This is a genomic window from Paenibacillus sp. P32E (assembly GCF_001909085.1).
Lineage (GTDB): Bacteria > Bacillota > Bacilli > Paenibacillales > Paenibacillaceae > Paenibacillus_AQ > Paenibacillus_AQ helianthi.
In genome coordinates this window covers 181,986-205,359 of sequence record NZ_LVYY01000004.1, presented here as the reverse complement: position 1 = coordinate 205,359, position 23,374 = coordinate 181,986, and the positions used below count along the sequence as shown (strand labels likewise).

The window sequence follows — 23,374 nt, the reverse complement described above, 5'->3', positions numbered from 1 at the left end:
AAGAGCAGACCGCATGGGCCTGCTCTTGAACTGTTATATTTTCCAGAAACCTACTTGACCGTACAGCAACTTCTAGCCGTTGACAATTTCCCCGCCGTTGACATGCATTACCTGGCCGCTAACATAGGATGAATCATCCGAGGCCAGATAGACGTAGGCTGGTGCCAGCTCTTCCGGTTGTCCCGGACGCTGCATGGGCTGTGTGCCGCCGAACTCGCTGACCTTTTTGGCATCAAATGTGGATGGAATCAGCGGTGTCCAGATCGGACCCGGAGCTACAGCATTCACGCGGATGCCCTTTTCCGCCAGATTCATCGACAGCGAGCGGGTGAAGCTGAGAATCGCGCCTTTGGTGGACGAATAGTCCAGCAGCTGCGGACTGCCGCGGTAGGCGGTGATCGATGTCGTGTTGATGATCGTGGAGCCTTTTTTCAGATGCGGCATAGCTGCCTTGGTCAAATAGAACATGGAGAAAATATTCGTACGGAACGTCCGCTCCAGCTGCTCGGAGGTAATATCCTCGATCTTGTCCTGCGGATGCTGCTCGGCCGCATTGTTAATCAGGATGTCCAGCTTACCGAGCCCCTCTACCGCCCGGTTGATCAGATCCTGGCAGAACGCTTCTACGCCGATGTCACCGGCGATCAGAATACACTTCCGTCCCTCCTGCTCTACTTGGCGTTTGGTCTCTTCGGCATCAGAATGCTCATTCAGATAGGAAATGACCACATCCGCACCTTCTTTGGCAAAATGAACGGCAACCGCCCGTCCAATACCGCTGTCGCCTCCCGTAATGAGCGCCGCCTTACCCAGCAGTTTGCCTGCCGCTTTGTAGCTGGACGTTTCAAATTCAGGGCGCGGATTCATCTCGCTCTCGATACCGGGCTGACGGTCCTGCACCTGGGGAGGCAAGGTTTTGGTAGTCTGCTTATTTTCTGGCATGATCCATTCTCCTTTCGCTGTGTACCTTTTGTTGAAGTAACCACATCGTATTAGGATGGCTTCTGCATCATCAATTATACAATCGCTTTACGTTAAGTTACTTACCACACTTCCCGGCTGTCCAAACAAAAATACAGTCGTTTTTGACTTAAAGGGCCGATATAATTTAGTGAAGTATAGATCCGAGATAGGATCCGGAGCGATTAACCCATAGGATAAGGAGGCGCATAAGTTATATGACCAGAAATACACGGAGCATCATCGTTGCGGTCAAAGGAGTCATTCTGCATCAAGGCAGAATCCTGCTCGTACAGCGGGCAGCTGCAGATGCGATAGGAGCAGGCAGCTGGGAATGCCCCGGCGGAAAAATGGAATTCGGAGAAGGCCTGGAGGCTGCACTCGAGCGGGAGATTAAGGAGGAAACCGGACTTACGGTCACGGTGGAAAGGCTATTGTATGCCGTGTCCTTTCTGACCGATCCGGGCAGGCAACTCGTCATCATTACCTACTGGTGCCGGACCGATGAGAATACAGTGGTGCTCTCCGAAGAGCATGCAGACTATAAATGGTGTACCCGTCACGAGCTTCAGACCCTGCTCCCACCCGGAATACAAGCGGAATTTGAGAAAAGCAATGTGTTTTTGTCAGAGGACCTGCTATAAGGTAATCAGGCTGGAATGCAGTAAAAGCCCGCCCCCTCGAATCAGGGGCAGGCTTGACGGTTTGGTGAATAATCATCCTTACCTAGATAATGTGTCTATACACCATGAAGAATACCATTACGATCAGCACAACCATCAGCAGCAGGCTCATGGTACGAAGCTTCGCGGTTTGGTCTGACACATCACGGTTCTCACGCATGCCGGCTGTGGCCAGACGCAGCGGCTTGCCCATAATACCGCCCAGAGCAAACATTGCCAGCAGGAGTACAACCACGACAACCATCCAGGCTACGGTGTAATCCCCCTTAGAGATCATGTATCCGCCAGTCAGCAGCTGAATGACCAGACCATACTGGGCAAACCGGTTCAATCCGCCAATGGCGCTAAGCGTCCCTTCTTTGGCTGCTGCAGACAGCTTACCGGTGCCGCTCAGAATAAACGGAAGCACCAGATAAAAGCCGACCGCCAATGTCCCGATCATATGTAAGAAAAAGAAAATCCGATCCATTGTTTAACCTCCTCACTTTTCGCTGTGATATAAGTTACATTCTTATTATACCCAACCCCGCCGTCCATGAAAAGAAAGCCCTCATTTCCATTCAAGAAATGAGGGCTTGTGACCGCTGGGAATCATACCTTAACCACTGAAGTAACCGCACGTACAGAATCTGCTGATTTATCCAGAGCCGCCTTTTCTTCCGCGGTCAGCTCCAGCTCGTAGATCTTCTCAATACCTTCCGCACCAAGCAGCGCCGGGATACCCATGAACAGTCCGTCATAACCATATTCCCCTTCCAGCAGGGCAATGACGGGAATAATCCGCTTCTTATCCTTCAGGATCGCTTCAGTCATTTGCACCAGAGATGCTGCAGGAGCGTAGTAGGCACTGCCATTACCCAGGAGGCTGACAATTTCGCCTCCACCGGCACGGGTACGCTCTACAATATCAGCAATCCGCTGGGCAGGAATCAGCTTATCAATCGGAATGCCGCCGGCACTGGAGTAACGGATCAGCGGAACCATATCATCCCCATGGCCACCCATCACAAAGCCGCGTACATCCTCTACCGAAACATTAAGCTCTTGAGCAATAAAGGTGCAGTACCGCGCGGTGTCCAGCACACCGGATTGACCGATTACACGATTTTTAGGAAAGCCTAGGGTATTATAAGCAACGTAAGTCATGGCATCCACCGGATTACTCAGGATAATTACTATGGATTCCGGAGCTACTCGCTTCACATTCTCACAGACTGATTTTACGATGCCCGCGTTCGTATTCACAAGGTCATCGCGGCTCATCCCCGGTTTGCGGGCAACTCCCGCCGTAATGATGACGATATCTGAATCGGCAGCATCGCCGTAGCTGGAAGTTCCTGTGATCTGGGCGTCATACTTCTGCACCGGACCGGCTTCCTGCATGTCCAGCGCCTTCCCCTTGGTCTGGTTCTCAAGCTGGGGAATATCCAGAAGCACCACATTGCCAAGCTCCCTCTGGGCAAGCATCAGCGCCGTGGTGGCACCGGTAAAACCGGCGCCCACAACTGTAATTTTATGACGTTTGATAGCCACGAGTGATCCTCCTAAGCGTTTGTTAGGAATACCGTATTGAATTCCTTCGTACAAACTCACTTCGTAAGCATATGCAATTGATTTCAGGGACTACAGGTGATTAATGATCTCGTCAGCAAATGCCGAGCATTTCAGTTCTGTTGCGCCTTCCATCTGACGGGCGAAATCATAGGTTACGGTCTTATTGTTAATGGCCGTGCTCATGCCATTGTAGATCAGATCAGCCGCTTCCTGCCAGCCCAGGTGCTCCAGCAGCATGACGCCGGACAGAATCACTGAACCCGGATTTACCACGTCCTTATCCGCATACTTAGGTGCAGTACCATGGGTAGCTTCAAAAATAGCGTGACCCGTAATATAGTTGATGTTCGCGCCGGGAGCGATGCCGATGCCGCCGATTTGCGCAGCCAGTGCGTCGGATAGGTAATCGCCGTTCAGGTTGAGCGTTGCAATCACATCGAAATCGGTTGGACGGGTCAATACCTGCTGCAGGGCAATATCCGCAATGGCATCCTTGATGATGATTTTGCCCGCTGCTTCTGCTTCCTTCTGAGCAGCATTAGCGGCAGCCTCACCGCTCTGCTCCTTGATGGCATCATATTGATTCCAGGTGAAGACATGATCGCCGAATTCCTGCTCGGCTACCTCATACCCCCAGTTCTTAAATGCGCCTTCGGTAAACTTCATAATATTGCCTTTGTGTACCAGTGTCACACTCTTGCGGCCATGCTTGATTGCATATTCAACAGCGGAGCGCACCAGACGCTTCGAGCCTTCCATGGATACCGGTTTAATGCCGATTCCGGATGTTTCCGGGAAGCGGATTTTGTTCACACCCATCTCGTTTTGCAGGAATTCTATAACCTTCTTCACTTCAGCGGAACCTTCCTGATACTCGATTCCGGCATAAATATCCTCTGTATTCTCACGGAAAATCACCATGTCCACTAGCTCAGGATGCTTCACAGGTGAAGGCACTCCATCGAAATAACGCACTGGACGCAGGCATACATACAGATCCAATTCCTGTCTCAGTGCTACATTCAGGGAACGGATGCCTCCACCGATTGGAGTAGTCAGAGGTCCTTTGATCGCTACAATGTACTCGCGAATTGCTTCGAGCGTATCATTCGGCAGCCATTCACCATATGTATTGAAGGCCTTCTCGCCGGCAAATACTTCGTACCAGGCAATCTGTTTCTTACCGCCGTATGCTTTGGCTACTGCGGCATCCAGTACCCGTTTGGAGGCTTTCCAAATGTCGCGGCCTGTACCGTCACCCTCAATGAACGGGATGATCGGATGATCCGGAACGAGCAGCTTGCCATCTTCGATTGTAATTTGTTCGCCTTCTGTCGGCAGATCGTATTTTTCCAGTTTCAACATTAGTGGGTATTCCTCCTAAAAATTTTGTTTTGTGAGCCTAGACTTCCTTGAATGATTTTTGTTCAAAAGTCTTTCCGGAAGCATAGGCTTTGAGTTTGGTTTATAGTTCATTCTACTAAAGGGGTGCAGCGGCCCGCAAGGGCTGCTTTATCTCTCGTCCACCGGAACGTATTTTTGTTCGGACATTCCTGTGTATTCCGCACGCGGGCGAATGATGCGGTTGTCCTCATACTGCTCCAGAATATGCGCAGTCCAACCCGAAACACGGCTGATCGCAAAAATCGGTGTGAACAGCTCCCGCTCAATGCCCAGCTGCGTATAGACCGAAGCCGAATAAAAATCAACGTTAGGCTTCAAGCCCTTGCGCGAAGTAATCAGCTCCTCGACTTTGACAGACATATCGTAGAGTGTAGTATCATTCTTCATTATCCCCAGCTCACGGGACATCTTCATCAGGTGTTTGGCGCGCGGATCGCCATTTTTGTAGACCCGGTGCCCGAAGCCCATGATCTTCTCCCGGCGCTCCAGCTTGCCGCTGACGTACGATTCCACAGCATCCAGACTGCCGATTTCCTCAAGCATCTTCATAACTGCTTCATTCGCGCCCCCGTGCAGGGGTCCTTTGAGCGCGCCGATAGCCGATGTGACCCCTGAATAAATGTCTGACAGTGTAGCAACCGTAACCCGGCCGGCAAAGGTGGACGCATTCAGCTCATGGTCGGCATGAAGTACAAGCGCGGTGTCTAGTGCCTTGACCGATACAACATCCGGCTGCTTGCCCCAGAGCATATACAGGAAATTCTCGGCAATGGTCAGACCTTCTTTGGGGGCTATAGGCTCAAGTCCCTTACGAATACGGGCCAGCGCAGCAACCACTGTCGGGATCTGCGCCTGTAGCTTAACGGCCTTGATCTCATTAGCTTCACGGCTCATATCGTCGGCGGCCGGGTCATACAGGGCAAGGCTTGATACGGCTGTGCGGAGTGCGGCCATCGTGCTCACTTCTTTGGGGAACAGCTTCATTTGTGCAATCACCTGATCAGGGATTGGCGCAAAGGCACTGAGATCCCGCCGCAGGGCCTGCAGCTCAGGAGTCGTCGGCAGATTGCCGAACCACAGCAAATATGCGGTCTCTTCGAAAGTAGCGTTCTCCGCAAGATCATCGATATCGTATCCGCGGTAAGTGAGTACGCCATCCACAATCGAACTGATCGAGGAGGTTGTGGCAACAATGCCTTCCAATCCTTTAGTAGCTGTCATAGTATCTCTCTCCTTTGCCAACTAGGTATAAATACTGTTATTACAGGGATGAAAACATTTACATTTTGATATATCCAAACAATTAATAATCATGCAGAATGACATGCTGCAGAGAATGCAACGAACTTTCGATGTGTAACCTTTAATAATCATACCGGATTTTGACGGTTATGTGAACAACGTGGAAGCTTTGGGACGCATCAAATGATTTTATCGGACAGATAGAAAAAAACTTCTGAAATCCCTGTTTCATGTTCGCGCTTTCAGTTTATACAGGCTGCTGTGAAAAAGCGGATTCCTGTATCCGGATAGTCTTTATATCCAATTTCTGAATATATATTAGACGAGCTGGTTCAGTAGCAGCAGCCTTTATTTGGAGGGATATGACATGGATTCGCTGGTATTAAAAAGAGTGCTGCGCGGCCTGTGGGTCTTGCTTGCGGCCTCATCACTGCTGGTGGCAGTCTATGTCCTGCTCCCGCTTATGTACCCTCTGCTGCTTGCCTACCTGCTTGCCTACCTGATGCATCCTCTGGTGCTTATTCTAATAGGCTTCAAACTTCCGCGCTGGCTGGCTGTGTCGTTGTCACTGCTCTTTTATGTAGGGGGTACCGCGCTTGTACTAACTGCACTGATCACCCGCCTTGTTAAGGAACTGATTGTCTTGCTGCAGACCTTCGATCTGCACACCGACCAGTGGCGGGAGCTGCTGCTGTCCATTAGCCGGAATGCCAGCATTCAAAATATTATTAACCAGATCAATCAGTTTTACCATGATAACCCAAACTATCATGCCACGATCGACAGTAATATCAGCAGGACAACGGAAACGGTAGGCCAAGCCATGACTCAATTCATTACCGGATTTTTCAATATGATCCTGAAGCTGATCTCCGCATTGCCAAGTCTGGGTACCATCCTTATCGTCATCATGTTATCCGCCTTCTTCCTCAGCACCGGTTGGGACCGGCATAATGCGAAGCTGAGAGCGCTTGTGCCTTCACCAATGCTCAGACCGGTATCCGAGATCTGGCAGGATCTGCGCAAGGCGCTGTTTGGCTACCTTAGGGCGCAGCTGGTGCTGATTTCAATCACGGCTATTATCGTCATTACCGGGCTCCTGGTGCTTGGCGTAGATTCTGCATTTGCCATTGGGCTGACGATTGGACTGGTCGATCTGGTGCCTTATCTCGGGGTGGGCATTGTGTTGCTGCCATGGGCTCTATACTCCTACATGACCGGCAATCTGGCGCTTGGCATCGGATTATCGGTGCTCTATGCCGTAATTCTCATCACCCGCCAGATTTTGGAGCCTAAGGTACTTGCAAGCAGCATTGGCCTGGACCCGCTTGCGATGCTAATCGGCATGTTCGCCGGCTTGCAGCTGTTCGGCATGCTTGGTCTGATCCTTGGACCCGTCCTATTGGTCGTGCTTGATGCCTTTCACCGGGCCGGCGTGTTCCGCGCACTGCATAGCTATATCGTGAGCGGCAGGCTGCATTAAAGCTGAAGCGTGCTTGTAGTGGAATTGAGTAAATAAAAAAAGCGTTCTACTGCATGAATCTGCAATAGAAACGCTCCAGCTGAACCGGGAATTCCGGCACCTTCCTCTTACCGGCTTATCTGCGGTAAAAGGTGAAGGTGCCGTTTTTCATTTTTTTCTCAATCCATTTCAGCAGAAAAACCCGGTACAGCGGCCGGGTCAGCGGAAACACCAGCGAAAATCCGACGATATCCGTCACAAAGCCCGGCAGAATCAGCAACAGGCCGCCAAAAAAAATGCACAAGCCGTCCAGCATGGTCCGCCCCGGTACCCGGCCCTCCTGCATCTGTGTTCTGCTGTCGAGCAGCACCTTCTTGCCTTCGAAACGCATCATCAAGAAACCGATCACAGAGCTGGCCAGCATGAGCAGCATTGTCTTGGGTGCTCCGAGAAAACCTGCCACATAAATAAACCCGAATAATTCCACGGCCGGGATAATGAATAATGCAGCCCACAGCCATTTGTTCCTGATCATACTGCTCCTCCTTCTTCCCTAAGCGCCAAGGTTATGGCGTAAAACAATTCCGGAAGTATCCGGTCCAGTCTAACTGGCTTCCAGTCCATATTCAGCCACACGTGGCTGGTTGAACCGGCAACGAGCAATTCACCAGGCAGCTTATCAAGATATACAGGCCCGGCTGTAAGCGCGGAAGAATCAGGTTCACCCGTTTCCGGCTCCGCCAATCGGCGGATTTCATATTCGTATACGACCCGCAGTGCTGAAAAAGTGGTCAGGCGCGCATACACAGCGACAAGATCATCATATCGCGCCGGACTTTTAAATTGCAAATCTGCAGCCGTGACTGGCAGAAGCACACCCATATTTTCCAGTGTACGGTAGGCAAAGCCAAGCCCCCGGAACATTTCTGTGCGTCCGCTCTCAAACCAGCTCAAATAATTAGCGTGATAGACCACACCCATCTGGTCTGTCTCCTGATAGCGGACACGGAATGAAGTAGCATGCCAGCGGCTGGCCAATCCCGGATTACGTGATCCCATAAATACTTGCCCCTTTCTAAGCAGAAACGGCTGCTGCGTTTTCATCTTCTCTATAGGAATGTTATTTGTTACAGTACCTCCTAGAGGCTTGCTCCTTCAGATGCCACCGGCCGCGGAACATTTCTTCGCGAGCTTCGAACGACGTAGAAAATCAAAAGTGCACCCGCCGCAGAACTGATCATACAGGACAAATTCATTAGCCACACACCACCCTGGTCCAGTAAAATCCCGTTCAGCAGATTGCCCAGAATCCCCGCAAAACCGGAGAAAACGATGTTGAACACACTTTGGCCGGTAGCCTGCATCTCAGGCAGCGTGATGTGCGATACATATTCCACCGCGGCGATGTAAAAGAGTCCGAAGGACACACCATGCAGTACCTGAACACCAATCATTACCGCAGGGGCTGGAAAAGCGAACTGGATTCCCCACCGCAGCACATAGATCAGCGCACCCAGCAGCAGCGTGCGCTCCCTCCCCAGCTTCCGGATGATCTTGGAGGCAAACAGCATGGAGGGGAAGTTCGTGAACGAAGCGATGAACAGCGCGATCCCCGCATGGCTGGTCGAGCCTCCTACCGATTGAAAGGCAATCACAAAGTAGGTACCGAAAGCTGTCATGGTCTGGTTGACCAGAAAGCTCCCGCCCAGAAAAGCCAGAAAGATCTTATTGCCCAGCAGATTTTTGATTCCTTTGGAGAACGACTGGCTCATCATCCGGTTCTCTTCTGCCTGCTTGGGCAGGGTGAACGCAATAATAACCGCGACACTGTTCAGAATCAGAAATGGCAGCCAGATCGTGGATACAGAAAAATGTGACACATACTGTGACCCGGCATAGGCCCCTACGGCCGCTCCTATGCTCAGCATCATCCGGATGCTCCCGTAAGTGGAACCTGCCTGATTCGCCGCTACAATGGCGTAGGAATCGGCAATAGGAGCCTGTGTAGAGGAGAAGATGGTAGATACGGTATAGACCATCAGCAAAACAATGAAATATTCCGACTGGTAAAAAACCGCCAGCACTGCAGGTACGGCCACACTGAGAATCAGCACCAGCCGTGCCTGATTGTAGCGGTCTGAGATTACGCCCCACAGGGGCTGAATACAGATAGCAATCAAGGTTCCCGTCGCCATCAGCATTCCGATCCGGCCGCTGCCGAGTCCATTGTCTTTTAGCAGTAGTGTAAGATACGAGCCAAATGAGCCGCCGGCAAGTCCCAAAAAAAGATAAAACCCGCGCAGCTTCAATAATTTATCCATTTGTACGATAAGTCCTCTCTATTCCTTTTTAACGGAATACCCATACTTTATAAGTCTACATCGCATTAAATAGAGCAGCAGACCTAACTTCTCATATTGGTAAAAGGCGGTGAAACTGTGAGCAAAGCTAATCTTTCAAAAGGTACACGGCCTTGTATTACGGATAAATCCCATGCAGGCAGAGCCCAAAGCACCGGTTTTGGCTGGACCTCCGGCAACTGGAGCGGGTATGCCATCTCAGGCAAAAGGGCTTCCTTCCGGCGGATTTCCGGTGAATGGACAGTTCCTTTTGTCAAACCCACTTCCAGTCCCACCTATTCCTCTGCCTGGATTGGAATCGACGGCTTCAGGAATAGCAGTCTGATTCAGACAGGAACCGGTCACGAATCCATAAACGGAGTTCTACACTACTATGCCTGGTGGGAAATTCTACCTGCAGCAGAGACTGTAATCCCGCTTCCTGTTTCTCCGGGGGACCACATGCGGGCTTCCATCGTCAAGCTTAGCAGCGGCAAATGGCGAATTACACTCTGCAACCTCAGCAAAACCTGGACTTTCCGTACTGTTCAGCGGTACTCCGGTCCGCAAACCTCTGCCGAGTGGATTTTGGAAGCGCCCCAGGTAGGAGGCAGCATCGGGGGACTGGCCAAAATGTCGCCCACCCGGTTCTTTAGCTGCCGGGTGAATGGAAAAAGTCCAAGACTTACGCCTGCCGACGGTGGAATCATGGTTCAGAATAAGGCTACTGTAGCTATTCCTGCCTGCGCTAATGCAAGCGGGGATGCCTTTATCGTCAAACGCGTCTATCGTAAAGGGAAACCTCTGATTCATTCCAGAAGCCCTATTTTTGTCCGATCTTAATGTACTTTCTTCAAAACTCTCCATTCAATATATAACATCCATATTAATAAAAAAAGCAATGGCGTCTTGCACCATTGCTTTTTGGGGATTCAATCATACATGGCTGAGACAGATTCCCGAAGACTAGTCAGCAGGGATCGTGTCTACTTTTACCAGGTTAGTGGAACCGGAACGTCCAAGTGGAATACCGGCTGTAATGACAACCAGATCTCCAGCTTTCACCAGGCCGGATGCTTTACCGCCTTTAAGAGCAGTTTCGAGCAACTCGTCTGTCGAAGTAGCTTCCAATCCGTGAACCGGAGTTACACCCCATACGAGAGCCAGTTGACGCATAGTTCTTTCTTGTGTTGTCACAGCGATAATCTGTGATTTCGGACGGTATTTGGAAACCACGCGTGCAGTGTGGCCCGTTACAGTCGAAGAAATAATAGCCTTAGCATTCAGATCCAGAGCGGAGATCGCAACGGATTGGCTGATTGCTTCAGTTACAGTAGTTTCTTGAGCGATTTGCTGCTTCATGAAAATTTCACGGTGGTTCAATGCAGATTCAGCCTTCTCAGCAATGCGGGACATGGTGAGTACGGATTCTACCGGATATTTCCCGGCAGCTGTTTCACCGGACAGCATGATTGCATCGGTTCCGTCGAAGATTGCGTTCGCTACGTCACTCGCTTCGGCGCGGGTAGGACGCGGGTTACGCTGCATGGAATCCAGCATTTGTGTAGCAGTGATTACCGGTTTGCCGGCAATGTTACATTTTTGAATCATCAATTTTTGAGCCAAAGGCACATCTTCAGCTGGAATTTCTACACCAAGGTCACCACGGGCAACCATTAGGCCGTCTGAAGCTGCCAGGATTTCATCAAGGTTGTCAACACCTTGCTGGTTCTCGATTTTGGAAATGATTTGGATGTGGGAAGCGTTGTGCTTCTCAAGCAATGCACGAATTTCCAGAACGTCGCTGGCTTTGCGAACGAAGGAAGCGGCGATAAAATCGATGTCCTGTTCAATCCCAAAAATGATATCATTGGTGTCTTTTTCCGTAATGCCCGGCAGGGAGATTGCAACTCCTGGTACGTTAACGCCTTTTTTGCTCTTGATCGTACCGCCGTTAACAATGCGGGTCTTGATTTCTGTGCCTTGAACGTCAACAACGGTAAGTCCGATTAGGCCGTCGTCGATCAGGATAGTGGATCCCACTTGAACATCGTTAGGCAGGTCGCTGTATGTGATGGAAATACGGTTTTGGTCGCCAAGGATTTCTTCCGTAGTCAATGTCAGATACTCGTCCTGAACCAGTTCAATCGGTTCTACTTCCAGCTTGCCTGTGCGAATTTCTGGTCCTTTGGTGTCGAGCAGGATAGCAACGGTTTTGCCAAGTTCTTTGGAAGCTTGACGGATCGTTTTGATCCGGTTGCCGTGCTCTTCAAAATCGCCGTGGGAGAAGTTCAGACGGGCTACATTCATACCGGCCAAAATCAATTTTTTGATATTCTCCAACGATTCACTAGCAGGACCAATCGTACATACAATTTTACTTTTCCGCATTAGGTTTTCCTCCGTTTTTTCGTTCTCTCTGTCTCACTTTTTCCAACTACAAAATCTACTATAAGGCATGCAATCTGCATAGGAACTTTGTCACATGTACCTTTTACTGCACCCTTATGAATATTACTGCAACTTGGACACAAAATCAATGTTGCAGCGACTTTTTACAGTAAATTTACTCCGGATTTTCAAAGATGGGCAACAAAATAAAAACAACCCCGGAGCGATCACAGGGTTGTTCTGGTGGTAATAAATGTATACGGCTGCCCGTCCAGATCGAAGGCTGCCAAATCCCGATTTATGTCTAAAAGTGCAAATGGAAACTCATAATTAGTCGACGATTTGCACTTCGGCCTCAGCACTGATCAGCTCAGCCTCGGCTTCGGCAAACACACCAATTTTGCGGAATTTAAGGTAACGATCCTCCTTGAGCTCAGCGCAGTCCATTCCCGACAACTCCTGCAAATGTCGCCATAAGGCATCCTTGATCGCCGCAGCGGTCTCTTCGTAGTCACGGTGAGCTCCGCCTCTAGGCTCAGGAACGATCTCCTCAATCACTTCCATCTCCAGCAGATCGGCCGCTGTAATCCTCATGGCTTCCGCAGCCTGCTCCGCCTTGGAGGCGTCCTTCCACAGAATCGAAGCCGCGCCATTCGGAGAAATCGCTGAATAGATGGCATGCTCCAGCATCAGGACGCGGTTGCCCACCGCCATAGCCAAAGCCCCGCCGCTGCCGCCTTCGCCAATGATTACACAAATAACGGGTACCGCTAACTGCGACATTTCATACAGATTTCTCGCAATAGCTTCCGACTGCCCTCTTTCCTCTGCCGTATTGCCGGGGTAGGCCCCCTTGGTATCGACAAAGGTAATGACCGGACGGCCGAACTTCTCGGCCTGCTTCATCAGCCGCAGTGACTTGCGGAACCCTTCCGGGTGGGCACTGCCAAAGAAGCGCAGAATATTCTCCTTCGTATCCTTGCCCCGCTGCTGGCCGATCACCGTAACGGAAGTCCCGTTCAGCTTGGCAATTCCGCCAACTACGGCGAGATCATCTCCGAACAGGCGGTCTCCATGCAGCTCAATAAAGTCGGTAAAGATCAAGCTCATCAGATCCATTGAAGTCGGACGGCCGTGATGCCGCGCCAGATGCATCTTCTGGGACGGCGAAATATTAGAGTATATTTCATCTTCAAGCACACGGTAGCGTTCTTCAAGACGGGCGATTTCATCGCTGAAATCAATCCCTTTTTCTTCGCCGAACTGATTCAGTTCGGCAATTTTCTTGCGCATTTCTAACAGAGGCATTTCAAAAGGCAACTCTCCCGCCAACCTAAAAGCCCCCTTTCACATCGTGTAAATCCAGCAGCTTGGCAAGGGTTGCACGCATTTCCTTACGGTGCACCACCAGATCAAGCTGTCCATGCTGCAGGTTGAATTCAGCAGTCTGGAAATCGTCCGGCAGCTTCTGGCGGATCGTCTGCTCAATGACAATCCGTCCGGCAAAGCCGAAAACCGCTCCTGGTTCGGCGATGATAATATCGCCCAGACTGGCAAAGCTTGCCGATACACCGCCCGTTGTCGGATCGGTAATCACGGAGATATACAGCCCGCCAACCTCGCCAAATCTGGCAAGCGCGGCACTGGTTTTGGCCATTTGCATCAGACTGAGGATGCTCTCCTGCATCCGGGCACCGCCCGACGTGGAGAAAATCAGCAGCGGCAGTCTCTTCTCGGTGGCTTCTTCCACCGCACGGGTAATCTTCTCGCCGACTACCGAGCCCATGCTGCCGGTAAAGAACTCAAAGTTCATCACAGCCACAATTACAGGATGGCCGTTAATGGTTCCCTGGCCTGTGATGACAGCTTCAACCTGTCCCGTTTTGGATTGCTGCTGTTCCAGCTTAGACGCATAGCCGGGAAACTGCAGCGGGTCCACAGAGGCCATTTCACTATCAAACTCAATAAACCCTTCAGGGTCCAGCGTCATTGCGATCCGTTCGGAAGCGTTCAGGCGCATATGGTAGCCGCAGGAAGGGCATACCTTCAGGTTCTTCTCCAGCTCCTTGCTGTACTGGATCGTTCCACATTTACTGCACTTGCTCATTAGCCCCTCGGGAATCTCCCGTTTGGGCCGTTCGCCTTCCGCCGATCCGCCGGTCCGCTCCACACGTTCTGAAGGAATGGTCGCGTACTTCCGTTTTTTCTGAAATAAATCTTTGAACAAGGGTCGCACCTCTTCAGCCGTTTATTTGCGTATACAGCAGCATGCCGCTGTTATGACTGTAATCTAAATGTTATCTCAGGGATGCAGAATCAGATTAAGGACTTCCTGCACTTCCTCAAGCTCACCTGAAGGAACCAGAATCTCAAACTGCTGCTTGGACATATTAATCGGACGGCATTTTATCAGAAATCCTTCTTCCGCAAGCTTGCTCTGAATCATATCCGCCACTCTGGCGGTCGGCGCTATATAGATTACCGTCCACATGCCCTGCAAAGCCTCCCTAATCTTAATTCCCAGCCGTATCCCGTATAATGGAATCATGATAACACAGTTTTCTTTTTTCCCGCAACAGGAGCAGAGCGATAGAATTCAGACCAGGGGGCATCATCCGGCGTTTCCCGTGCAGGTAATTATTCCGTCCCGTTGATATGGGGATATACCTTTGCTCCTTCGTGCCGGTGAGCAATTCTTGCTGAAGCTGCCGCTGCAATTCCGGCGACAAGATCATCCAGAAAAACGTGGATGCTCCCTTTATCATCGTTCAATTTCCCGATAATTCCCAGCTTTATTTTGTCAAGATATCCGAAACCTGTCAGCCCGATCATCCCATATACGCCCGTAATGCCGAGTGCCAGCGTCTCATCTGCACCGTAAAGCGATTCATCGGCTTCCAGTACCGCCTGCAGCGGCTGGGGAAGCAGACGTTTTTCCGCCAGTTCATCCAGCGCAACACCGGTCATCAGCGTGTATTGGACCTCTCTTTTGCCGAGCACTGCCTTGACACTGGACAGACACTCTTCCTCCGTTAAATCCGCATAATAAGCCGATTGCAAAATATATACGATCTCAGCAATGGACGACAGGGATACTCCCCTGCGCTCCAGCAGCTCTGCTGCCATTTGATAGGACATGATGACCTTCCCCTTTCCGCACGGGCCTTGCCCTGTGGTTTCCTAATGTATGCGGAAAAGGGCGGAAATGTTCTTATTTTATTCGGACGGTCCCGGTTCCCATCATCGCCTCGATAGCTGCAACCAGCTCGTCCGAGGGCTTAATCCGGTAGCCGTCGCTGAGCGCCAGCAGCTTCTGGTTCCGCTCATAGAACAGCAGGGTGTCAGCCGGGCCAGGGTGGGTCTGCAGCAGCGCCTGGAGACGTGACAGGAGCGCTGGATTCTCAGCAGCTGGCGTGATCTTGATAAAGACACGCTGGCCGCTGCCCGCTGCCCCGGAGTCCCGGGCAGCGGCCTCTCCGGCGGCCGGGCCGGGCTGGCCGCCGGGTCCCTGCGCCGGACGCGGGGCGGCGCCTGCAGCCGCGCCCGGCGCTGACGCAGCCGCAGGCGCAGCAGCGGCTCGCGGCGCTGCAGTAGCCGGCGGGGCCCCGCCGCCGGCATTGCTGCGGAGGGCGCCGGTGCCGCCGGCGCCCGCTAGCTGCGCCGGAGCCCCGCCGGGCGCTCCGGCTGTGGCCCCCCGGCCGGGGCCTCCGGCCCGGGCGGCGGCTGCGCTGCGGCGCTGCAGCAGGCCGCGGAGCGTGTCCGCGCCAAGCGGCGCTACCTCTTCGGCCAGCAGCTTGAAGCCCTCATCCTCCTGCTGCACCTTGGCGCGCAGGGCCAGCAGAGCGCCCTTCACGATCAGGGCGCGGCTGCGTTTCCAGACCTCGGGGAAGAGTACGACCTCGCAGCGCTCAATCTGGTCTTCCCATTCCACGAAGGCCATTGCCTTCCCGGCCTTCGTGGTGATTTCCTTGACGGACACGACCATGCCCGCGGTCACGGTCTGGCTCTCATCCGCCGCTTCGCCCAGATCCATGAGCCGCTGCATGCCCGGCTCCTCAAGCAGCTCTGAGGCATCGTCCAGCGGATGCCCGGACAGATAGAGCCCGAGCAGTTCGCGCTCCAGCTCCAGCTGCTGGGTGACCGTGAAATTTGGAATATCCGGGTAGCGGATTTCCCAGTTCGGCGTTTCTATCAGATCGTCGAAGAGCTGAATCTGCAGTTCGTCGCGTTCCTTGCGCCACTTCAGCGCGGCATCCACAGTCTCGTCCAGCATGGCAAGCAATTGGGCACGATGGCCTGGAAGACGGTCGAATGCTCCCGCCTGCAGCAGAGACTCCACCACCCGTTTGTTGCAGACACGAAGATCCACACGGCGGCAGAAGTCGAGCAAGCTGTCAAACGGCCGCTCCTTGCGGACCTCCATAATATTCTCCACGGCCAGGGTGCCGACATTCTTGACGGCTGCCAGTCCAAAGCGGATATGCCCTGCACCTTCGCCCGGGACGGGAGTGAACAGCACTCCGCTCTCGTTGACATCCGGAGGCAGCACACCGATCCCGCTGCGGCGGCATTCCAGTACATATTCCGCCACCTTACGGTGGGTGCCCATCACAGCCGTCAGCATGGCTGCCATGAACTGGACGGGATAATGAGCCTTGAGATAGGCCGTCTGGAAAGCCAGCACGCCATAGGCCGCTGCATGGGCGCGCGGGAAGCCGTAGTTGGCAAACCGCACAATCATGTCATAGACAGCATTGGCATCCGCCTCTGTATAGCCCTGCTGGAGGCTGCCCTGCACGAAATGGCCGCGCTCCTTGTCAAGCGTCTCCCGCTTCTTCTTGGAGACCGCCCGGCGCAGCAGGTCCGCTTCTCCGAGCGAAAATCCTGCCATCAGCGAGGCGATCTGCATGATCTGCTCCTGATAGACGATAATGCCGTAGGTATCATCCAGGATCTGCTTCAGATCGGCATGCGGATACTCCACTTCGATCTGGCCATGCTTGCCTGCGATATATTTAGGGATGAACTCCATCGGACCGGGACGGTACAAAGCCACCACCGATACGATATCCTCGAAGCCTGTAGGCTTCATATCTTTAAGAACACGCCGTACGCCTGCAGACTCCATCTGGAAGACCCCGGTGGTTTCTCCTGCGCTCAGCATCTCATAGGTTAGAGGATCATCATCCGGAATGATGCGGAAATCCGGAGCACTGCCGGTCATTTCCGTAATCCAGTTCATGCTGCGCTCAATAATGGATAGCGTGCGCAACCCCAGAAAATCCATCTTCAGCAGACCCACGCTCTCCAGATGCTCCATGGAGTACTGGGTTAGCGCTGTGCTCTCATTGCCAGCCTGAAGCGGTACGGCATCGGTCAGGGGCCCCTTGGAGATCACGACACCTGCCGCATGGGTCGATGCATGGCGGGGCATGCCCTCAACCTTCATCGCCATGTCAAGCAGGCCTTTGATCTTCAGATTGCTGTCATAGAGCGCCTTCAGCTCCGGTGCCCCCTCCAGCGCCCGGGTGATGCTGATTCCCAGTTGCCCCGGGATCAGCTTCGCCGCTTTGTCCACCTCGTTATAGGGCAGATTGAGCGCCCTTCCCACGTCACGCACTGCCGCTCTGGCAGCCATCGTTCCGAAGGTAATAATCTGCGCCACATGCTCTTTGCCGTATTTATCCACCACATAAGCGATAACCTCATCCCGGCGCTCGTCGCTGAAGTCGATATCAATATCCGGCATCGTAATACGCTCGGGATTAAGAAACCGCTCGAAGAGCAGGTTGTACTTTAGCGGGTCCACATCAGTAATCCGCAGGCAGTAGGCGGTCAGGCTGCCTGCGGAGGAACCTCTTCCCGGACCTGTAACAATCCCGTTGCGATGGCAAAAGGCAATGAAGTCCCATACGATCAGAAAATAATCGCTGAACCCCATGTTCTCAATCACGCCCAGCTCATAAGCCAAGCGCTTCCCGGCTGCTTCCTTCTCTTCTGGCGAAGACCAGCGCGGCGTATCCGCATAGCGGGCTTCCAGCCCGCTCCAGCAGAGCTCACGGAGATAGGCGGCAGCATCCATGCCTTCTGGCAGCGGAGAATAGGCCGGCAGGATATGCTCGCCAAAGGTCAGCTCCAGATTGCACTTCTCGGCGATTTGGAGTGTGTTCGCCAGCGCCTGCGGCACATGCGGGAACAGCGCGGCCATTTGCTCACCGCTCTTGAGGAATAGCTGGTCGGTTCCAATCTTCAGACGCTCCTCGTCATCAACGGTCTTCCCGGTGCCGATGCAGATCAGCACATCCTGGACCTCGGCGTCCTCTTTGGCCAGATAATGGACATCATTCGTGGCTACCAGCGGGATGCCGCATTCAGAAGCAAGGGCAATCAGTTGCGGGTTCACCCGCTTTTGCTCGGGAATCCCGTGATCCTGCAGCTCCAGATAGAAATCCTCGCCAAAAATCTCCTTGTACCGCAGCGCCGCTTTGCGTGCCTCTTCTTCGCGTCCATGCAGCAGATGCTGCGGGACCTCACCGCCAAGACAGGCGCTTAAGCAGATGATACCCTCGGCATGGGCGGCAAGGGATTCCATATCAATGCGCGGCTTATAATGCTGGCCCTCCAGATGGCCGATGGACACCAGCCGCATCAAATTTTTGTATCCGGTCTCATTCTTCGCGAGCAGGATCAGATGGTAGATCGGCTGATCCTTGCGGCTGCCCCGCTCACGGCGCGAGCCTGCGGTCAAATAGGCTTCACAGCCGATGATCGGCTGGATACCGCTGGCCTTGCACGCTTTATAAAAGGGGATGGCCCCATACATTACTCCATGATCCGTAAGCGCCAGCGATTTCATGCCGTATTCGCCGGCCCGGCGCACCAGATCTGTAATGCGTGCCGCCCCGTCCAGTAAACTGTACTCGCTGTGCACATGCAAATGCACGAAAGGGCTCATATCCCCACTTCCCTTCAGGTTCCAAAATCAAAACATAAGATGAAACTATTTTATCATATTCAAGGGGGAGCCGCCCATAGAATGAAGAAAGAGCACAAGGACAGGCTGAGTCAAGTACGGCCTGGTTCGGAAAGGGGCCTTTTTGTATGAATATTTTTTTGAGCAAAGCCGTCCTCGATTTCTTTATTGCTTTCGGGATTGTGCTGGGAGGAGCCATGCTGGGCGGCATGGGGGCAGTAGTCTCGCTGCAGCCGCCGACACAAACTATGCTGGACGTGGCCGACCGGATTAAGATCTGGGCACTTGCCGCCGCCGTCGGCGGAACTATCGACCCGATGCGGGTCATTGAGAGCAACATGCTGGGCGGCAATCTCTCACCAGCCATCAAGCAAGTTCTTTATTTAGTCTTCGCCTTTCTAGGCGCTCATATGGGCAGCGAGCTGGTCAAATGGGTGTGCGGCAAGGGGTGAGCAGGATATGAGGGTTCCTCCCTTCCAGCGCTACCGCCGTTTTTCGCAGATTTCCGCCGTCTTTGTGCTGGGAATGGTTGTGGGAAGCGTCATGTATAACGCCATTTTTCATATGGGCTATAATGTGCTCTGGCTGAATAACCAAGCTCTCCGCGTGCAGATCGAGCAGTACCGCAAGGATATCCAGACACTCAAGAAATACAACAACACCTCTACTGTGATCCGGGAAATCAAACTGCGCACGGAGGAAAGCACAGGGAAAGAAGGCACTGCACCCCTCGATCCCGTCACCATGAAGGAAATTATCCGCAAAATGAGTACAGACCTTGAGCCGATGCGCGGGCGCAGCATGTTCGATATTGACACTGACGGCAAGCTGGCCCGGCTTCTTTTGGACGGCAAAATCTACATTGTGCGCGAGAAGGAATACGCTGTCCGCATCCGCACGATGCTCGTCATGGAAGGCGTACTGCAAATCTGGGTTGAAATCGGTCCCTATAGACGCAGCTGAGGACAATCATGGTACAATAGTTGGCAAAACACGGCTTTTACCATCCGGCTACAAAGGAGCTGCCTGTCCATGATTCTGTTCATCAAATATGTGCTGTTCATCCTGATGATGGTCTGTTTGATTGGTGCCGCCGTCTACAGCTTCTATTCCCGCAGAGCACAGGACCCGCTGGAAAAAGGAGTCAAACGCTCTATCATGAACATTCTGCTTGGCGCCATGCTGGTGTCGCTCTCCCTGATCTGTATGTTTGTGTTCCGCGGCTCCACGGTCAATGTGATTATCGAGGCAGTGTTTCTACTGATTGGGGCATTCAACATTTTTTCCGGGCTGCGAAGCTATGGATTCTACAAAGCTTGAAAAATGAAGAAGATACTCAGGAGGTAACACTGTGAAAATCGATGGATCCCACAGCAGGCTGGCAGCAATGCCGGATCTGGATCAGCCCTTAAGTGAAGTAACCGACTTGAATCTCTATGACAATATGTTCAGCAGCATTCCCGATGAGGTATTCCTGATGCACAATCTGGAAATCTTAAATCTATCAGTCAATAGGCTGCTGAGCATTCCACCTGAAATCCAAACCCTCTGCAAGGTCAAAATGATGGATTTCGGTCATAACCAAATCGAAACGGTCCCGGCAGAAATTGGAAAGCTGGCACAGCTGGAGGATTACCTCTATCTTCATAACAATCGTCTCCGCACCGTCCCTCCTGAAATAGGACAACTGGAAAAGCTGAAATATTTGAACCTTAGCGATAATTCACTTACGGAATTACCTGCTGAGCTTGGCGGTCTTACCAGAATGGTCGAACTGCGGGTTATGAACAATCATTTAACTGCCTTACCCGAAGCTTGCGGAAAACTCGTTAACCTTAGGGAACTGCATCTCAAAAAAAACCGTCTCTCCGGACTCCCGGAGATATTTGGCGGACTGACGCTTCTCCGGGTAATGGATGCTGAAGATAATCAGTTGCTTCATGTGCCGGAATCTTTAACCGAATGTACCAGGCTGCGGAGGCTGAATCTGCGGAATAACCGGCTTTCCGTGCTCCCTGAGAGAATCGGACGATTGACGAATCTATTGGAGCTGGATCTGAGAAGTAATTATCTGATGGAAATCCCCGAATCTTTACTGGAAATCAAGGGGCTGGAACGCTTGGACCTGCGCTGGAATCAGGAGTTGACCGTTCCGGGCTGGCTGCGGAGGCTGGAGGACAACGGCTGTATCGTATATTTGTAATGGGTGGTATCGCAAAAAGACTATCTCCGGCCTGCGCACGGGATAGTCTTTTTGACAAGTATAGCAGGACTGACGTTTAAAAAGAGTCCATAGTTGAATCTAGTCGCAGCCGGCAATTGATTAGCACTCGCTTGTCTGCTTAACGGAAAACCGCGGCCATTAGCCATGATCTATCGACTGCAGTAGCAGCACCGCTTTGGCGACAAGAGTTTCCAAGTGGCTGATTTCGATTTCCATTTTGCAGGACCGGCGGCTAATTTCCAGCAGCTTCGGCATCACCATAATCGAGTGCTCGATTTGAACCGGACGGATAAAGTAGGTAGACATGTTATCGAGCACATAATCATTGCCCGTGATATCCTTGGCCGCCTTGAAGGCGGAGAGCGTCATCAATGTTGACAATACGCCTTCGGAGATAGTCCCCAGGTCCGTTGCCATCTGCGGGGTAATAAAGCCATGGAAAAACAGCTTCCCCTCCTCGTCCCGCTCATCGGCAAAGCCGTTCCAGATCAGATGATCGAAGGTTTCTCCGAGCTGAGGCTGGTTGCTGACATCCCGCAGGCTCTGCAGCACCTCTCTGCGGGTCAGTGAGCCAACCAGCTTGCGGTTGCGGTCAACGATCGGCAGGAAGTCAATACCCTCCCACATCATAATCTGAGCCGCCGATGCCAGCGAGGTCTGAAGCCCAGCAGTAATCGGGCTGCGGATCATGGCTTTCTCAATACTCAACCCCTCGGCATGCTCCTCTACATCGCGGCGGCCCACGATCCCAATGACCCGGTTCCACTCATCCGTTACCGGGAAGCGCTGTTCCCCGCTGTCTAAGGACAGCTGACGGAGCTCGCCGACCGTACTGGAAATTTTGAGTGTGTTCAGGCGGGGCTTGTTATCTACGATATCTTCAACCAGCATAATTTTCTTCTTGATCAGCCGGTCAAAAATCGCCCGGTTAATCATCGATGCCACCGTAAACGTATCATGCCGCGAGGAAATCACAGGCAGATCCAATTCATCGGCCTGTGCCTTGACTTCACGGCTTGTCCCGAAGCCCCCGGTCACCAGCACCCCTGCTCCCTGCTCTAGTGCAAGCGAGTGCACATCCTCACGGTTCCCGACGATCAGCAGGCTGTCCGCATCAATATAGCGGATCATCGCATCCACCTTCATGGCGCCAATAACATATTTATGCAGATGTTTGTTCAGTCCATCCGCTCCGCCCAGCACATGGCCTTCTACGATATCAACCACATCCCCGAAGGTCAGCTGGTCGGAGATGTTGCGGGGTTTCTTTTCCACCCGGACGGTGCCGATCCGCTCCTTGGTAATGACGATGCCGAGGTTCTCGGCTTCCTTTACTGCACGGTATGCCGTACCTTCACTGACGCCCATTTCCTTTGCCAGCTTGCGGACGGAAATTTTGGTCCCTACCTTCAGGCTCTCGATGTGTTGCAGCAGTTGTTCATGTTTGGTTATGTTATCGACTTGACCTTCCAACTGTTACACCCCCATGCTCCGATCTGTACTATTCTGTACCCATTATACACGTTTGGAACACAGGAGCACAACCGCTTGTCCGGGCATTTGGATGGCATGGATTGTCCAGTGGAAAACCTGATGTTCGCTGGGGGACCATATGAAAAATCCCCCGATCCCGCTGCTATAGCGGACTCAGGGGATGAACATATCTGCTATGCCGATGCTCAAGATCTTTGCGACACTCTGGCCGGTTCATCCTTCCACTTGCTCTGCCACTGCTCCAGCTTATGCTTGCGGACAGCCTCCAGCCGTTTGTGCTTCTCTTCATCCACGCCGATAATGAAATGCAGATGTGAAGCAATGACCAGAAAGGCAAAAATACACCAGACGACACCGAAACCAAGCACCCAGCCGGGGCCGTTCTGAAAAGACAGCTGCGGCAGCGCGTAGAGCAGCATGGCCAGTGCCGCCAGCATGTAGATGACATGCTTGAATTTGTTTCTTTTTTTCATGAAGACCGCTCCTTTTCTCCCAAGAGTTGTTCAATTGAATCTATATCTCTACTCTATGAACCCGCTAACTGAATTATGAGACAAGTTATGAAAAAACATATGAAGTTGAAGTTTTGCTTATAGCAAGGACCGCTGGGTTATGAGATGATGGATGCATTCCAGGGAGGGATTTCCA

The 23,374-nt window shown here is 52.3% G+C and carries 23 protein-coding genes; 7 read left to right on the top strand and 16 right to left on the bottom strand.

Annotated features, from left to right (window positions below; genetic code table 11):
* Nucleotides 1-72: 72 nt before the first annotated feature.
* Nucleotides 73-942, bottom strand: coding sequence for an SDR family oxidoreductase (locus tag A3848_RS05900; RefSeq protein ID WP_074084029.1), 870 nt, complete (start codon nucleotides 940-942; stop codon nucleotides 73-75).
* Nucleotides 943-1,178: 236 nt separating this feature from the next.
* Between A3848_RS05900 and A3848_RS05895 the strand changes: the two genes are divergently transcribed.
* Nucleotides 1,179-1,604, top strand: a complete 426-nt coding sequence (locus tag A3848_RS05895; RefSeq protein ID WP_074084028.1) for an NUDIX hydrolase — start codon at nucleotides 1,179-1,181, stop codon at nucleotides 1,602-1,604.
* Nucleotides 1,605-1,686: 82 nt separating this feature from the next.
* Here the strand turns inward: A3848_RS05895 and A3848_RS05890 are convergent, their stop codons facing one another.
* The 4 genes from A3848_RS05890 to citZ all read right to left on the bottom strand — a co-directional run bounded on the left by A3848_RS05890 (nucleotide 1,687) and on the right by citZ (nucleotide 5,822).
* Nucleotides 1,687-2,112 carry a hypothetical protein gene (locus A3848_RS05890; RefSeq protein ID WP_074084027.1) on the bottom strand — a complete coding sequence of 142 codons (426 nt, stop codon included), beginning with the start codon at nucleotides 2,110-2,112 and terminating at the stop codon, nucleotides 1,687-1,689.
* Nucleotides 2,113-2,234: 122 nt separating this feature from the next.
* Entirely contained in the window at nucleotides 2,235-3,176 is a 942-nt protein-coding gene (gene mdh / locus A3848_RS05885; RefSeq protein ID WP_074084026.1) for a malate dehydrogenase, read from the bottom strand.
* Nucleotides 3,177-3,266: 90 nt separating this feature from the next.
* Nucleotides 3,267-4,562, bottom strand: coding sequence for an NADP-dependent isocitrate dehydrogenase (gene icd / locus A3848_RS05880; RefSeq protein ID WP_074084025.1), 1,296 nt, complete (start codon nucleotides 4,560-4,562; stop codon nucleotides 3,267-3,269).
* A 147-nt stretch (nucleotides 4,563-4,709) separates the two neighbouring features.
* Nucleotides 4,710-5,822 (bottom strand): citrate synthase, encoded by a 1,113-nt coding sequence (gene citZ / locus A3848_RS05875; RefSeq protein WP_074084024.1) that lies wholly within the window; start codon nucleotides 5,820-5,822, stop codon nucleotides 4,710-4,712.
* Between the two features lie 388 nt (nucleotides 5,823-6,210).
* Here citZ and ytvI point away from each other — a divergent pair, with 388 nt between their 5' ends.
* Nucleotides 6,211-7,326: a sporulation integral membrane protein YtvI gene (gene ytvI / locus A3848_RS05870; protein ID WP_074084023.1), complete on the top strand. Its 1,116-nt coding sequence runs from the start codon at nucleotides 6,211-6,213 to the stop codon at nucleotides 7,324-7,326.
* 115 nt (nucleotides 7,327-7,441) lie between these two features.
* Here ytvI and A3848_RS05865 read toward each other — a convergent pair whose 3' ends face one another.
* The 3 genes from A3848_RS05865 to A3848_RS05855 all read right to left on the bottom strand — a co-directional run bounded on the left by A3848_RS05865 (nucleotide 7,442) and on the right by A3848_RS05855 (nucleotide 9,626).
* A complete protein-coding gene (locus A3848_RS05865) occupies nucleotides 7,442-7,840 on the bottom strand; it encodes an FxsA family protein (RefSeq protein ID WP_074084022.1) in 399 nt (132 codons plus the stop codon).
* Nucleotides 7,837-8,364 carry an acyl-CoA thioesterase gene (locus A3848_RS05860; protein WP_074084059.1) on the bottom strand — a complete coding sequence of 176 codons (528 nt, stop codon included), beginning with the start codon at nucleotides 8,362-8,364 and terminating at the stop codon, nucleotides 7,837-7,839. The genes A3848_RS05865 and A3848_RS05860 overlap by 4 nt, the downstream gene beginning before the upstream one ends.
* Before the next feature lie 80 nt (nucleotides 8,365-8,444).
* Nucleotides 8,445-9,626 (bottom strand): MFS transporter, encoded by a 1,182-nt coding sequence (locus A3848_RS05855; RefSeq protein WP_074084021.1) that lies wholly within the window; start codon nucleotides 9,624-9,626, stop codon nucleotides 8,445-8,447.
* Between the two features lie 117 nt (nucleotides 9,627-9,743).
* Here A3848_RS05855 and A3848_RS05850 point away from each other — a divergent pair, with 117 nt between their 5' ends.
* Nucleotides 9,744-10,487, top strand: coding sequence for a G1 family glutamic endopeptidase (locus tag A3848_RS05850; protein WP_074084020.1), 744 nt, complete (start codon nucleotides 9,744-9,746; stop codon nucleotides 10,485-10,487).
* Between the two features lie 123 nt (nucleotides 10,488-10,610).
* Here A3848_RS05850 and pyk read toward each other — a convergent pair whose 3' ends face one another.
* The 6 genes from pyk to A3848_RS05820 form a co-directional block, all read right to left on the bottom strand.
* Nucleotides 10,611-12,035, bottom strand: a complete 1,425-nt coding sequence (pyk, locus tag A3848_RS05845) for a pyruvate kinase (RefSeq protein WP_074084019.1) — start codon at nucleotides 12,033-12,035, stop codon at nucleotides 10,611-10,613.
* A gap of 330 nt (nucleotides 12,036-12,365) precedes the next feature.
* Nucleotides 12,366-13,367, bottom strand: coding sequence for an acetyl-CoA carboxylase carboxyltransferase subunit alpha (locus A3848_RS05840; protein ID WP_074084018.1), 1,002 nt, complete (start codon nucleotides 13,365-13,367; stop codon nucleotides 12,366-12,368).
* Nucleotide 13,368: 1 nt separating this feature from the next.
* Complete coding sequence (accD, locus tag A3848_RS05835) at nucleotides 13,369-14,262, bottom strand: acetyl-CoA carboxylase, carboxyltransferase subunit beta (RefSeq protein ID WP_074084017.1); 894 nt, start codon at nucleotides 14,260-14,262, stop codon at nucleotides 13,369-13,371.
* Nucleotides 14,263-14,337: 75 nt separating this feature from the next.
* Nucleotides 14,338-14,526: a glutamate decarboxylase gene (locus A3848_RS05830; protein ID WP_074084016.1), complete on the bottom strand. Its 189-nt coding sequence runs from the start codon at nucleotides 14,524-14,526 to the stop codon at nucleotides 14,338-14,340.
* A 146-nt stretch (nucleotides 14,527-14,672) separates the two neighbouring features.
* Nucleotides 14,673-15,173: a phosphatidylglycerophosphatase A family protein gene (locus A3848_RS05825; protein WP_074084015.1), complete on the bottom strand. Its 501-nt coding sequence runs from the start codon at nucleotides 15,171-15,173 to the stop codon at nucleotides 14,673-14,675.
* 73 nt (nucleotides 15,174-15,246) lie between these two features.
* Complete coding sequence (locus tag A3848_RS05820) at nucleotides 15,247-18,990, bottom strand: DNA polymerase III subunit alpha (RefSeq protein WP_074084014.1); 3,744 nt, start codon at nucleotides 18,988-18,990, stop codon at nucleotides 15,247-15,249.
* Between the two features lie 146 nt (nucleotides 18,991-19,136).
* On the opposite strand from A3848_RS05820, the gene A3848_RS05815 reads away from it, so the two are divergent.
* The 4 genes from A3848_RS05815 (at nucleotide 19,137) to A3848_RS05800 (ending at nucleotide 21,211) form a co-directional block, all read left to right on the top strand.
* On the top strand, nucleotides 19,137-19,460 hold the full coding sequence (locus A3848_RS05815; protein ID WP_074084013.1) for a YtrH family sporulation protein: 324 nt from the start codon (nucleotides 19,137-19,139) through the stop codon (nucleotides 19,458-19,460).
* A 7-nt stretch (nucleotides 19,461-19,467) separates the two neighbouring features.
* Complete coding sequence (locus tag A3848_RS05810; protein ID WP_074084012.1) at nucleotides 19,468-19,971, top strand: sporulation membrane protein YtrI; 504 nt, start codon at nucleotides 19,468-19,470, stop codon at nucleotides 19,969-19,971.
* A 69-nt stretch (nucleotides 19,972-20,040) separates the two neighbouring features.
* A complete protein-coding gene (locus tag A3848_RS05805; protein WP_074084011.1) occupies nucleotides 20,041-20,328 on the top strand; it encodes a YtpI family protein in 288 nt (95 codons plus the stop codon).
* 31 nt (nucleotides 20,329-20,359) lie between these two features.
* Nucleotides 20,360-21,211 (top strand): leucine-rich repeat domain-containing protein, encoded by an 852-nt coding sequence (locus tag A3848_RS05800; protein WP_074084010.1) that lies wholly within the window; start codon nucleotides 20,360-20,362, stop codon nucleotides 21,209-21,211.
* Nucleotides 21,212-21,370: 159 nt separating this feature from the next.
* Here A3848_RS05800 and A3848_RS05795 read toward each other — a convergent pair whose 3' ends face one another.
* Both A3848_RS05795 and A3848_RS05790 read right to left on the bottom strand, forming a co-directional pair.
* Nucleotides 21,371-22,705 carry a DRTGG domain-containing protein gene (locus A3848_RS05795; protein ID WP_074084009.1) on the bottom strand — a complete coding sequence of 445 codons (1,335 nt, stop codon included), beginning with the start codon at nucleotides 22,703-22,705 and terminating at the stop codon, nucleotides 21,371-21,373.
* A gap of 206 nt (nucleotides 22,706-22,911) precedes the next feature.
* Nucleotides 22,912-23,199, bottom strand: a complete 288-nt coding sequence (locus A3848_RS05790) for a hypothetical protein (protein ID WP_074084008.1) — start codon at nucleotides 23,197-23,199, stop codon at nucleotides 22,912-22,914.
* Between the last annotated feature and the right edge of the window lie 175 nt (nucleotides 23,200-23,374).

Bases quoted from the DNA above. Each gene is read 5' to 3' on its own strand.
- A3848_RS05790 (WP_074084008.1), bottom strand. From the start codon at position 23,199: ATGAAAAAAAGAAACAAATTCAAGCATGTCATCTACATGCTGGCGGCA.
- A3848_RS05895 (WP_074084028.1), top strand. From the start codon at position 1,179: ATGACCAGAAATACACGGAGCATCATCGTTGCGGTCAAAGGAGTCATT.
- citZ (WP_074084024.1), bottom strand. From the start codon at position 5,822: ATGACAGCTACTAAAGGATTGGAAGGCATTGTTGCCACAACCTCCTCG.
- A3848_RS05805 (WP_074084011.1), top strand. From the start codon at position 20,041: ATGATTCTGTTCATCAAATATGTGCTGTTCATCCTGATGATGGTCTGT.
- A3848_RS05820 (WP_074084014.1), bottom strand. From the start codon at position 18,990: ATGAGCCCTTTCGTGCATTTGCATGTGCACAGCGAGTACAGTTTACTG.
- icd (WP_074084025.1), bottom strand. From the start codon at position 4,562: ATGTTGAAACTGGAAAAATACGATCTGCCGACAGAAGGCGAACAAATT.
- pyk (WP_074084019.1), bottom strand. From the start codon at position 12,035: ATGCGGAAAAGTAAAATTGTATGTACGATTGGTCCTGCTAGTGAATCG.
- A3848_RS05890 (WP_074084027.1), bottom strand. From the start codon at position 2,112: ATGGATCGGATTTTCTTTTTCTTACATATGATCGGGACATTGGCGGTC.
- A3848_RS05860 (WP_074084059.1), bottom strand. From the start codon at position 8,364: ATGGGATCACGTAATCCGGGATTGGCCAGCCGCTGGCATGCTACTTCA.
- A3848_RS05855 (WP_074084021.1), bottom strand. From the start codon at position 9,626: ATGGATAAATTATTGAAGCTGCGCGGGTTTTATCTTTTTTTGGGACTT.
- A3848_RS05815 (WP_074084013.1), top strand. From the start codon at position 19,137: ATGAATATTTTTTTGAGCAAAGCCGTCCTCGATTTCTTTATTGCTTTC.
- A3848_RS05825 (WP_074084015.1), bottom strand. From the start codon at position 15,173: ATGTCCTATCAAATGGCAGCAGAGCTGCTGGAGCGCAGGGGAGTATCC.
- A3848_RS05865 (WP_074084022.1), bottom strand. From the start codon at position 7,840: ATGATCAGGAACAAATGGCTGTGGGCTGCATTATTCATTATCCCGGCC.
- ytvI (WP_074084023.1), top strand. From the start codon at position 6,211: ATGGATTCGCTGGTATTAAAAAGAGTGCTGCGCGGCCTGTGGGTCTTG.
- A3848_RS05810 (WP_074084012.1), top strand. From the start codon at position 19,468: ATGAGGGTTCCTCCCTTCCAGCGCTACCGCCGTTTTTCGCAGATTTCC.
- A3848_RS05830 (WP_074084016.1), bottom strand. From the start codon at position 14,526: ATGTGGACGGTAATCTATATAGCGCCGACCGCCAGAGTGGCGGATATG.
- A3848_RS05900 (WP_074084029.1), bottom strand. From the start codon at position 942: ATGCCAGAAAATAAGCAGACTACCAAAACCTTGCCTCCCCAGGTGCAG.